This is a genomic window from Klebsiella sp. HN106, from assembly GCF_051209435.1.
Taxonomy (GTDB): domain Bacteria; phylum Pseudomonadota; class Gammaproteobacteria; order Enterobacterales; family Enterobacteriaceae; genus Klebsiella; species Klebsiella oxytoca.
In genome coordinates this window covers 97,685-108,734 of sequence record NZ_JBLURD010000004.1, presented here as the reverse complement: position 1 = coordinate 108,734, position 11,050 = coordinate 97,685, and the positions used below count along the sequence as shown (strand labels likewise).

At 54.3% G+C, this 11,050-nt stretch carries 9 protein-coding genes; 4 read left to right on the top strand and 5 right to left on the bottom strand.

The window, feature by feature from the left end:
• Position 1: 1 nt before the first annotated feature.
• Complete coding sequence (ppx, locus tag ACSIPU_RS13145) at positions 2–1,543, top strand: exopolyphosphatase (RefSeq protein ID WP_004114392.1); 1,542 nt, start codon at positions 2–4, stop codon at positions 1,541–1,543.
• A 39-nt stretch (positions 1,544–1,582) separates the two neighbouring features.
• Here the strand turns inward: ppx and ACSIPU_RS13140 are convergent, their stop codons facing one another.
• Entirely contained in the window at positions 1,583–3,802 is a 2,220-nt protein-coding gene (locus ACSIPU_RS13140; RefSeq protein ID WP_024274550.1) for a sensor domain-containing phosphodiesterase, read from the bottom strand.
• A gap of 370 nt (positions 3,803–4,172) precedes the next feature.
• Between ACSIPU_RS13140 and ACSIPU_RS13135 the strand changes: the two genes are divergently transcribed.
• The gene (locus tag ACSIPU_RS13135; protein ID WP_004104447.1) at positions 4,173–4,364 is read left to right on the top strand and encodes a YfgG family protein; all 192 of its coding nucleotides are present in this window, start codon (positions 4,173–4,175) and stop codon (positions 4,362–4,364) included.
• A gap of 13 nt (positions 4,365–4,377) precedes the next feature.
• Here the strand turns inward: ACSIPU_RS13135 and ACSIPU_RS13130 are convergent, their stop codons facing one another.
• Complete coding sequence (locus tag ACSIPU_RS13130; protein WP_024274551.1) at positions 4,378–5,274, bottom strand: DMT family transporter; 897 nt, start codon at positions 5,272–5,274, stop codon at positions 4,378–4,380.
• On the bottom strand, positions 5,271–6,086 hold the full coding sequence (locus tag ACSIPU_RS13125; RefSeq protein WP_224239213.1) for an alpha/beta fold hydrolase: 816 nt from the start codon (positions 6,084–6,086) through the stop codon (positions 5,271–5,273). The genes ACSIPU_RS13130 and ACSIPU_RS13125 overlap by 4 nt, the downstream gene beginning before the upstream one ends.
• A 108-nt stretch (positions 6,087–6,194) precedes the next feature.
• On the opposite strand from ACSIPU_RS13125, the gene ACSIPU_RS13120 reads away from it, so the two are divergent.
• Positions 6,195–7,097: a LysR substrate-binding domain-containing protein gene (locus tag ACSIPU_RS13120; RefSeq protein ID WP_004104450.1), complete on the top strand. Its 903-nt coding sequence runs from the start codon at positions 6,195–6,197 to the stop codon at positions 7,095–7,097.
• Here ACSIPU_RS13120 and ACSIPU_RS13115 read toward each other — a convergent pair.
• Complete coding sequence (locus ACSIPU_RS13115; RefSeq protein WP_435322106.1) at positions 7,088–7,984, bottom strand: LysR family transcriptional regulator; 897 nt, start codon at positions 7,982–7,984, stop codon at positions 7,088–7,090. The two genes, ACSIPU_RS13120 and ACSIPU_RS13115, sit on opposite strands and share 10 nt — an antisense overlap.
• A 98-nt stretch (positions 7,985–8,082) precedes the next feature.
• Here ACSIPU_RS13115 and ACSIPU_RS13110 point away from each other — a divergent pair, with 98 nt between their 5' ends.
• A complete protein-coding gene (locus ACSIPU_RS13110) occupies positions 8,083–9,279 on the top strand; it encodes an MFS transporter (RefSeq protein WP_196557868.1) in 1,197 nt (398 codons plus the stop codon).
• A 135-nt stretch (positions 9,280–9,414) separates the two neighbouring features.
• Here ACSIPU_RS13110 and guaA read toward each other — a convergent pair whose 3' ends face one another.
• Positions 9,415–10,992: a glutamine-hydrolyzing GMP synthase gene (guaA, locus tag ACSIPU_RS13105; protein ID WP_004104468.1), complete on the bottom strand. Its 1,578-nt coding sequence runs from the start codon at positions 10,990–10,992 to the stop codon at positions 9,415–9,417.
• Positions 10,993–11,050 lie beyond the last annotated feature (58 nt).

The following is an 11,050-nucleotide window of genomic DNA, read 5'->3' as shown; positions in this document are numbered from 1 at the left end:
TATGCCAATAAACGAAAATGCCCCTCGGCCGCAGGAGTTCGCTGCGGTCGACCTCGGTTCGAACAGTTTTCATATGGTGATCGCCCGTGTCGTTGACGGAGCAATGCAGATCATCGGTCGTCTGAAACAGCGCGTACATCTGGCCGACGGCCTGGATGAAAACTCTGTACTGAGCGAAGAGGCTATTGCGCGCGGGCTGAACTGCCTGTCGCTATTCGCCGAGCGCCTGCAGGGTTTTGACCCATCCAGCGTCTGCATCGTCGGCACGCACACGCTGCGCCAGGCGACAAACGCCGCAGAATTCCTCAAGCGCGCGGAGCAGGTCATCCCCTACCCGATTGAAATCATCCCCGGCAATGAAGAAGCGCGTCTGATTTTTATGGGCGTTGAGCATACGCAGCCGGAACGAGGCCGTAAGCTGGTCATCGATATCGGCGGCGGCTCTACCGAGCTGGTTATCGGCGAGGATTTCGAACCTCGCCTGGTGGAAAGCCGCCGTATGGGCTGCGTGAGCTTCTCTCAGGCCTATTTTGCTGGCGGCGTCATCAATAAAGAGAATTTCCAGCGCGCGCGACTTTCAGCCGTGCAGAAGCTGGAAACGCTGGCCTGGCAGTTCCGCATCCAGGGGTGGAACGTGGCCCTGGGCGCGTCCGGCACCATTAAAGCTGCTCACGAAGTGCTGGTGGCGATGGGCGAGAAAGACGGGTTCATCACTCCGGAGCGCCTCGAGATGCTGGTCGAAGAGCTGCTGAAGTATAAAAACTTCGACTCGCTGAGCCTGCCCGGGCTGTCTGAAGATCGAAAAGCCGTTTTTGCGCCCGGTCTGGCTATCCTGTGCGGAGTATTTGACGCGCTGGCGATTAAAGAGCTGCGCTTGTCCGACGGCGCGCTGCGCGAGGGCGTGCTGTACGAGATGGAAGGACGTTTCCGTCATCAGGATATCCGTAGCCGCACCGCGCAAAGCCTGGCGAACCAGTACAACATCGACCGTGAGCAGGCGCGACGCGTGCTGGAGACCACCACGCATATTTATGAGCAATGGCAGGAGCAGAATCCCAAGCTTGCCAATCCGCATCTGGCGGCGCTGCTGAAATGGGCAACCATGCTCCATGAAGTTGGCTTAAACATTAACCACAGCGGCATGCACCGTCATTCGGCTTATATTCTGCAACATAGCGATCTGCCGGGCTTTAATCAGGAACAGCAAATGCTGATGGCCACCCTGGTTCGCTATCACCGTAAAGCGATTAAGCTGGATGATTTGCCGCGTTTTACGCTGTTTAAGAAAAAGCAGTTTCTGCCGTTGATTCAGCTGCTGCGCCTTGGCGTGCTGTTGAATAACCAGCGCCAGGCGACGACCACGCCGCCGACCCTCACGCTGAAAACCGAGGCCAACCACTGGACGCTGACCTTCCCGCACGACTGGTTTAGCCAGAATGCGCTGGTACTGCTCGATCTGGAAAAAGAGCAGGAGTACTGGGAAGGCGTACCTGACTGGTGGCTAAAAATCAGCGAGGAAGAGAAGCCTGACGCGGCCAGCTAGTTTATCTCACGCGGGCCGGACTTCCGGCCCGTTGTCCTGTCAAGCCTCAACCAGCGCCTCAAGCGGCGCTGGTCTGCCAATCTCGTAGCCCTGCATATAGTCAATCCCCAGCGAAATTACCGCCTGGCGAATCTCCGGCGTTTCGACATATTCGGCCACTACCTGCATGTTTCTCATCCGGGCCAGCAGGCAAATGGAAGCAACGGCCTGATAGTCCAGACTGCTGGAGACCAGATTACGAATAAAACTGCCGTCAATTTTCAGCAAATCCGCATTCATCGTTTTCAGCCGCGCGTAGCTGGCATAACCGGTGCCAAAATCATCAATTGCCACCCGGCATCCCAGCTCCTGAAGCTGCGCCAGGGTTTTACGCGCCTGTTCCGGATTTGTCAGTGAATGGTTTTCAGTCAGCTCAAAAATAATCTGCCAGGGCTCAATGTCGTAATGCTCCAGCAGCGCTTGCACCTGTTGATGAAAATGGCTGTTGCTCACTGAAAAAGGTGAGATATTTATCGCCAGACGCATTCCCGGCAGCTTCTTGCGCTGCTTGTCCATAAACATAAGCGTATGTTCGAGTACCCAGCTATCAATACGCGCCGAGAAGCCAAACTCGTGTGCTACCGGTAAAAAGATATCCGGCATGACGATTTCATCATTGTCGTTCAACATCCTGAGCAGGACTTCGTGGTAGCTATCCCCGCGGATGCCGACAATCGGCTGCGCCATCAGGAGGAACCGATCCTGATCAAGCGCCTTCACCAGCTGATTCATTATCGCGACTTTGTCTTTCAGCTCTTGCTGCAGATTGATGGCGCCGCGGCGCTGTAAGTTTTCAGGGCTTCCGGTCGCCAGAGAAAGGTCGGCCGCGCTGTTGAGTTCGCCAAGCAGCAAATGCAGATGCATCACCGGCGAGCGAACGTTGCAATAGCTGAATCCCACGGGCGGCTGCAGCGGCATACCATTCCAGACAAAACGAAATTTTTTGAGGTGCTCATAGAGCTGGGGAATGCGCTGCTGATGGCCTTCACTGTTCAGATGAACCACCAGCTCATGCCCTGCCATCTGGTAGATATCCTCCCCAGGGCGCAGTAACTCGCTGAGCGACTCGGCCAGCAGCTGCTTGTACTGAATACGCAACAGAACACCGTAGTGGCGGCCCAAGATTTCCAGTTCAGGAATGCGCAGGAAACACAGCACGGACCAGGAGGATTTATTTAACGCCCGACTCAGCGCCCGGATATTAGGCAAGCGAACGACCGGATCGATGAAGGCCATCCGACGCATGCGCGAGTAAAAAACTCGCTGCTGCGTCGCCAGCATTGCCATATAGGCGATAATAAATGAAAACACCAGATAGCTGGAGGAGGTGATCGCCAGCTGATTGTTATAAATCGGGGAATGCGGGAGATATTGATAGTGAAAGTGAATAATAATAATTAAAACAAGTGACCAGACTAATGAAATAAAGCGATAGCCAAAGCGCATCGCCCCCCATAACATCACCGGCATCAGCAAGGATAACGTATAATTTGTACTGAATATGGTGCTCGTACTATTCAGCGGCATCAATAGAAGGAATAATAGAATTATCAGCACCACTGCCCATATAACAAATTCAAAGCGCTTTATTTTTGGGTCGATCTGTAAGCGAATTTGCGATATAAACCCGCGGATATAAAGCGGATTGCGGATAGTTCGAATAACGAAGTAGCACAACGGCACGCCGGTTAAACATCCCGCCATCAGGGCCTGGAAGGTGATAAGCGAACGCAAACTTAAGGGATTGACCCCTATCAACCCGGTAGCACGTGGATGAATGCCCAGATACTCGGCCAGCTGCGACAGGATAAGAAAGATCAGGGACGGCAACAGCATCTGCCAGAACAATCGCTGAGGCATCAGACTTACGTTGCCATGCGATATTTGCTGCCTTCGCGGGACAAAAACGCGATAACCGCCCCAGCATAAAACGGTCGGAATAAGAAAATGGAAAATGACGCCGATAGTATCTTCCAGCGACATGCCGCGCGTAATGGAAAGCAACAACCCGAGAACGATCCCCGGTAATGCGGCCCAGCCGAAAAACAGCATCAGGCTCAGTACTAGCGCCAGGGGTAAATAGTAAAGAGAGACTTCATTACCATCCAGCAACGCAACGGTATTAGCCCATCGTGACACGGGAAGCAAACATACAGGTAAGATAAGCGGTAGCGCCCACCATTTATCCCGATATTGCCTGTAAAGTTTAATTAAGTTCATAGATGCTCTACGGATAACCCTAAATCCTGCAGGGTGTATTCAGGCAGGCATCCAACCAACCGTCATAATCGCGCCAGGAATAACAACGCGGAACTGGCTGGTGATTTTAGTTATCGCTGCGAACAGACGATTGATATAAATCAAGAAATCACGTAGCTGATATTAATAATACCGTTTTTTTAACATTCATCCGCCATAAGCAGAAAGCATGTAAATACGAGGATTATCTTATATAACATTAATTAATGTTTTGCCTGCGGGATTTTTACATCCTCATCAATTGACCCTTCCGCTTTCCTGTGCCTTAATACGCACATCGCCCAGCCTTTGGGTATACTTTAAGGAACCTTTTGTGAGTCAGGCACCCAGTATGCGTAAACGACATCGATTTAACCGTCGCATGACCCGTATCGTACTGCTTATCAGCTTTATCTTCTTCTTTGGACGCTTTGTCTACTCCTCCATTGGTGCCTGGTACCATCATCAGGACAAAAAGCAATCGCAGCAATCCACTATCACCGTTGAGCCTTCGGATTCAGCAAAAGCGCCTGAGCAAAAATAAACGCTCAAAAAGACTAATGCCGAAGCACAACCAGCACACCAGCCATCACTAACAATGTGCCCGCTATTTGTGCCAGCGAAATGGGTTCTCCCAGTAACCACCAGCTAAAGAATACGGTTAGCATTGGTCCCAGAAGGCCGATCAGCACGGCGCGTTCCGCACCAATGCGCTGCACGGCCGCCGACTGCCAGAAGATCGGTAATACGGTTGAGAAGAGCGCCATCGCGCCACACCATAGATATACCTGCCACGGCAGGTTAAGCGCGGATAACGGTTGAGCAAGATAAAAATGGGTTTGCGTGGCAAGAGATGAAACCAGCAGGGCAAGAACCGCGAACTTCATCGACCCCATACGCCGGATTGCCACCTCTGACCCGGCATTATAAATGGCATACAGTAAGGCCGCTGCGGCGATCAGACCACCACCGAGCACCAGGCTATGCATATCACCGCTAATCTGCAGATCGTGGACAAACGCCAGCAAAATTCCCGACCAGGAGAGCGCTAAGGCCAGGAGTACCTTTTTTTCGAAACGCTTACCCAAAAACAGGACGCCAATCAGAATAGTGAGCGCCGGGTAGGTAAATAAGATCAGCCGCTCAAGCCCGGCGGTAATATAGCGCAGGCCCATAAAATCCAGGATCGCCGAACCGTAATACCCCACTATTCCCAGCAGCAGTAGCAGCAGATAATCACGACGCTGCAGTGGTACACCGCTACGCAGCACCCGTAGAGCAACCAGGATAACGAAAGGTAACGACAGGGTCATCCGCAGCATGAGTAAAGTAATGGCATCTACCGTTGCCTGCTCGTAGGCAAGCTTGACGAATATTGCCTTAAACGAGAAACCAAAAGCCGCGCAGACGGAAAATAGCACGCCGATCAGCTGTGAAGATGACGCTTTATTCATCGTGAGGCCTGCTGCAATAAAGCTATCTGTCGCCACATCTCCGGCGAGTTTGAATACATAGGGAAATGCCCGCAATGCGGAATTTCCGCCAACTTTACACCACGGCGGGCAATAGAAGATAAATAGCTTAGCCCGGCATTCTGGTCGCCGTACATAAACATTTTTGGACACGGTAAATTAAGGAATTTCGCCATTAGCTCACCGTGGTCAGAATAATCCACCATCGAAGAGAAAATCCCCGGCACCGCTTGAGCGCGAACCTTTTGCGGCAGGCTGCTGGCATAGAGCGCGCTGGCCCAGGCTGGCGATTGGCGAGTGCGTTCAATAAAGCGCGCGAAGAAACGTTCCGCGTCCGGCTCAGCATATTGCACAATTTGCCGGCTCAAAAAGCAGTCTTCCGGCGCGATATTGCCCTCAATATTCACAAAACTTAGCACTCGCTCGGGGAAAGCGTGCGCCAGCAGAAGCGATGTTAATCCTCCCATTGAATGCCCGACCAGGTGAAAGCGCGTAAACCCCGCGTGGGAAATCACCTTCAGCGCCGTCTCAAGCAGAAAGGGTAACCCCATCTTGCTGTAATCAGCGCATTGGCTCTCACCACAACCCGGTGCATCCCAGGCAATAAACGGCTGCCCCTCAAAGGCTCGATGGCGCACGAAATCAGCGTAATCCTCTTTGCTGGAGCCAAAACCGTGAAGAAAGACGACCGGCTCCCCCGTTCCTTCACGGCTAATGGACGCGATATCAAGCCCGATGCCCTGCACCGTCATTGGCAAGCGCTGCCATGTCAACTCCGGCTGTATTTTCATCATATCCTCATTGCTTATCATTCCTGGGCTGGAATCATAACCAGCTATGTTGATATGTAAATTCTTATAAAATAAACTCTGTGATACTAAATAAGTAACAGAATATCTCTCATGAGCAATATTGATTTTCGTCGTATTAAGCAGCTGTGGATGTTTCTCGCAGTAGCGGAAGAGGAACACTTTGGCCGCGCGGCGCTGCGCCTCGGGATGTCACAACCGCCGCTAACGGAACAAATCAAGCTCCTGGAGCACGGGCTGAAACTCCAGCTGTTCGAGCGTTCGCGGCGCGGGACCCGCCTGAGTCCGGCCGGAGCCGCACTCCTGCCCGCGGTACGCCAGTTCGCCGACCAGCTCAGCCAGTTGGGCAGAACCGTCGATGAAATCGCCGCAGGCCACTCGGCGGTATTGAATATCGGGGCGATAACCTCGGCCATGCTGGAGACCTTACCCCCACTGCTTGAGGAGCTTAAGCGCGCTACGCCCGGGCTAACAATATTTATCCGGGAAATCGATAGTGTCGATGCGATCCCCGCACTGGAGAACGGTGAACTGGATCTGGCTTTTGTGCGCCTGGAAGGTGAGACCGAAGGCCACATCACGACTTTGCCGCTGGAAGAGTCACGCCTGGCTGTCGCGCTACCGGTCGATCATCCGCTGGCCTTACAGCATCGCGTCAGCCTGCGCGCGCTGGCAAAGGAGCCGATGGTAATGTCTGCTCGCCAGGTCAGCCCGGCCTGGTTTGATCTCCTCACCTCGCTGTGTCGCACCCACGGTTTTACTCCCCGCATTCTGCATGAGGTCCGCTCGGTAAGTTCACAAATTGCGTTCGTCAGCTGCGGCCAGGGCATCGCGCTGGTTCCCGCCTCCACCCGCAAACTGGCGCCGGCTAATGTGGTGATAAAGGCCCTGGAAGAGAAGCAGATGGTTGTTACCGCGGCGGCGGCGTGGAACAGCGAGCGTCACCACCCGCTGGTTGATTCAGCCATTGCTTTATTGAAAACACGCTACGCCTGACCATTCTCCAACTTCTGCAGTAAACGCAGGATCTCAGCAATACCTTTGCTGATAATTTTATCCTGCCGCATGATTATGCCTAACTGACGATGCAGCAGCGGAGTCAGTGATTGAACATTTAAGCCAATACGATCCTGCGGATGCTCTACCGCCATTCTCGGCACAATGCTGAACCCCAACCCCGCACGTACCATGCGCTTAATCGCCTCAATGCTGCCTAACTGCATGACTGGCGCTATCGCCCGCCCATCGGCAAGAAACCAGCCATCGATCAGATCCCGGGTTCCGCTTCCCGATTCAAAAGCGATTAGCGGTAATGATTGCAGAATCTCTGGCGTCAGCGACCACGGTAACTCATCCAGCCCATCGCTGAAAATACACACAAACTCCTCCTCTAACACCGGCATAACCGCCAGACTGCGTCCATTCGCCGGTAGCGTACAAAGCCCAAGGTCGAGCCGATTCTCTTCAATAGCCCGAACCACCTCAAGCGTATTGCCAACCGTGACCCTCACCGTCAATAAAGGATGCTCATGATGTAGCTTCTGCAGTAACGGAGGTAGCAGATGAATACAGGCGGTTGCTCCGGATCCCAGCGTTACCGAGCCGCTGATTTCACGATTGAATTCACTCACCGATTGCACCGCCGCGCCCACCGCCTGTTCAATCCGATCGCTGTGGGCCAGCAGGGCGATACCGGCCGCCGTCGCTTTAATTCCCCGCCCGGTGCGCTCAAGCAGCCTGGTTTGTAGAAACTGTTCCAGCTGACGTACCTGCAGGCTGACCGCAGGCTGCGACAATCCCAGTACGTCTGCCGCAGCGGAGAAGCTCCCGCGCTGTACGACCAGGCGGAACGTCGCCAGATTTCCCAGATTGAGCGTCATCATCACAAAGTTTCTCTTATAAGGGTCATAAACGGACCGGCCTGCCTGCACAATAGCGCGCAAGGTATGCTGCCGACAACAGCGTAACTGAATGGAAAGTCATGAATACACCTGCGAACTCGCACTCCGCGCCGGGCTTTATCACGCTGGCCGCCGGGTGCAATCAGCTGATTAACTGGGGAATCTCGTTTTATATGCCCGGCACTTTTGCCAGGGCTATCGCTCAGGAGACCGGCTGGACCGCCACGGAAATCTATTTCGGAATGACCCTCGCCATGCTCATGATGGCGACGCTTTCTCCGTTTATCGCCCGGCTTCTGGCCCGCTTTGGCGGCCAGCGAATAGTTATTACCGGTACGCTGGCGATTTCAGCGGGGTGTCTGCTGATGGCTTACGTCCATAGCCTGACGGGCTGGTTCGCCGCCTGGCTTCTGACCGGCATCGGTATGCGGCTGGCGCTGTACGACGCGCTGTTCGCGGCGCTGGTGAATCTTTACGGGCAGCGTGCCAGGTTGACCATATCGCGCGTGACGCTGGCCGGAGGATTAGCCTCGGCCCTGTTCTGGCCGCTTGGCGCCTGGCTGCTGACGCGGATGGACTGGCGGCACGCGCTGCTGGTCTACGCCCTGTTTGGCCTGCTTAGCGCTCTGCTGTTGTGGAAAATGCCGAATACCAAATTACCGTTGCCGGTAAGGGTGAAAAAAAACCAGCAGCAGTCAAAGCATGATAGACGTCCGGCCCTGCTGTACGCGTCGTTGATTGCGCTGGTTACCTTTGTATCCAACGGCACGTCAACGCATCTTCCCGAGTTCATCGCCAGCGTTGGGCTCCCTGTCGCGGTGGGAATGCTATGGGGAATTGGACAAACCGGCGCGCGTTTTCTCGAAGTGGTATCCGGCTCCGCGCTCACGCCGCTGCGGCTAACGATATTGACGACCTCGCTGATGCCGCTCTGCTTTGCGCTTGGACTGAGCAGCGCTTTTCTGTCGTGGGCGGCCGGCGGATTTGTACTGGGTTACGGCGCGATCAACGGCCTGACCACCGTGTTTAAGGCCACTTTACCGCTGCAGCTCTTTGCCGCCGAGGATTATGCCCGGCTAACCGGCATTCTGTTGATTCCCGCGCAACTGCTGGCCGCCATATCGCCGTTTGCCTACGCATGGCTAAATCATCATTTCGGGTTGAGGGGAAGCTTAGCCGTTTCCGCCGTGCTGGCTGTGATGGTGACAGCTTTGGCGATGGCCATTGCATGGTGTCAGCAGGAGAATACGCCAGCGGCGATTGAAGAACGGGGATAACAGTAGAAGCCCGGCGTATCGGTATTCATCGCCTCAGGTAATTCCGTAATCCTTTGATATTAACATGAAAAATGCCATTAATGACGTCAATCATTAATGGCATTATTTTTATTCAATTACCGCAAAGAATAAATTTTATTCCCACTCAATGGTAGCCGGCGGCTTACCGCTGATGTCATACACCACGCGGGAGATACCGTTGACTTCATTGATGATGCGGTTGGACACGCGGCCGAGGAAATCGTACGGCAGGTGCGCCCAGTGTGCGGTCATAAAGTCGATGGTTTCAACTGCGCGCAGGGAGACCACCCAGTCGTACTTACGGCCATCGCCCATTACGCCGACGGAACGCACCGGCAGGAATACGGTGAACGCCTGACTCACTTTGTTGTACAGGTCAGCTTTGTGCAGCTCTTCAATGAAGATGGCATCCGCGCGACGCAGCAGGTCACAGTACTCTTTCTTCACTTCGCCCAGCACGCGCACGCCGAGACCCGGGCCCGGGAACGGGTGACGATACAGCATGTCGTACGGCAGGCCCAGCTCGAGGCCAATCTTACGCACTTCATCTTTGAACAGCTCACGCAGCGGTTCAACGAGGCCCATCTTCATCTCTTTCGGCAGGCCGCCCACGTTGTGGTGAGATTTGATGACGTGCGCTTTGCCGGTTGCGGATGCCGCGGACTCGATCACGTCAGGGTAGATAGTCCCCTGCGCCAGCCATTTCACGTCTTCCAGCTTCAGCGCTTCTTCGTCAAACACTTCAACAAACACGCGGCCGATGATTTTACGCTTCGCTTCCGGATCGTTTTCGCCCGCCAGCGCAGCCAGGAAACGCGCCTCGCCTTCGACGTGAACGATGTTCAGACCGAAACGATCGCCGAACATATCCATAACCTGCTGAGCTTCATTAAGACGCAGCAGACCGTTATCCACGAAGACGCAGGTCAGGTTTTTGCCGATAGCGCGATGCAGCAGCATTGCGGTAACAGACGAGTCCACGCCGCCGGAGAGGCCGAGAATGACTTTATCGTCGCCCACTTGCTGACGAATACGTTCGATGGCGTCGTCGATAATTTTGGCCGGGGTCCACAGCGCTTCACACTGGCAAATCTCGCGTACAAAACGCTCCAGCATGCGCAGGCCCTGACGGGTGTGGGTCACTTCCGGGTGGAACTGCACGCCGTAGAAGCGCTTCTCTTCGTTGGCCATAATGGCGAACGGGCAGGTTTCGGTGCTGGCAACGGTAACGAAGTCAGACGGGATGGCGGTGACTTTGTCGCCGTGGCTCATCCAGACGTCCAGCATAGCGTTGCCGTCCGCGCTCAGCGCATCTTCAATGCCGTGGATCAGCGCGCTATCGGTCTGAACTTCAACCTGCGCGTAGCCAAATTCACGCTCATTAGAGGCTTCAACGTGGCCGCCCAGCTGCATCGCCATGGTCTGCATACCGTAGCAGATACCAAAGACCGGCACGCCAGCTTCGAAGACATACTGCGGGGCGCGCGGGCTGTTATCTTCGGTAGTGCTTTCCGGGCCGCCGGAAAGAATGATGCCGTTAGGATTGAACTCACGAATTTGAGCTTCAGTCACGTCCCATGCCCACAGTTCACAGTAGACACCTAATTCACGAACGCGACGCGCAACCAGCTGGGTGTATTGAGAACCGAAGTCCAGGATAAGAATACGATGTTTATGAATGTTATCCGTCATTGACGATAATTCCGAGGCAAGTGATACAGGTTAAATAAATCGCCCGGCGCGTGGCCGG

Bases quoted from the DNA above. Each gene is read 5' to 3' on its own strand.
- ppx (WP_004114392.1), top strand. From the start codon at position 2: ATGCCAATAAACGAAAATGCCCCTCGGCCGCAGGAGTTCGCTGCGGTC.
- ACSIPU_RS13140 (WP_024274550.1), bottom strand. From the start codon at position 3,802: ATGAACTTAATTAAACTTTACAGGCAATATCGGGATAAATGGTGGGCG.
- ACSIPU_RS13135 (WP_004104447.1), top strand. From the start codon at position 4,173: ATGCGTAAACGACATCGATTTAACCGTCGCATGACCCGTATCGTACTG.
- ACSIPU_RS13130 (WP_024274551.1), bottom strand. From the start codon at position 5,274: ATGAATAAAGCGTCATCTTCACAGCTGATCGGCGTGCTATTTTCCGTC.
- ACSIPU_RS13125 (WP_224239213.1), bottom strand. From the start codon at position 6,086: ATGATGAAAATACAGCCGGAGTTGACATGGCAGCGCTTGCCAATGACG.
- ACSIPU_RS13120 (WP_004104450.1), top strand. From the start codon at position 6,195: ATGAGCAATATTGATTTTCGTCGTATTAAGCAGCTGTGGATGTTTCTC.
- ACSIPU_RS13115 (WP_435322106.1), bottom strand. From the start codon at position 7,984: ATGATGACGCTCAATCTGGGAAATCTGGCGACGTTCCGCCTGGTCGTA.
- ACSIPU_RS13110 (WP_196557868.1), top strand. From the start codon at position 8,083: ATGAATACACCTGCGAACTCGCACTCCGCGCCGGGCTTTATCACGCTG.
- guaA (WP_004104468.1), bottom strand. From the start codon at position 10,992: ATGACGGATAACATTCATAAACATCGTATTCTTATCCTGGACTTCGGT.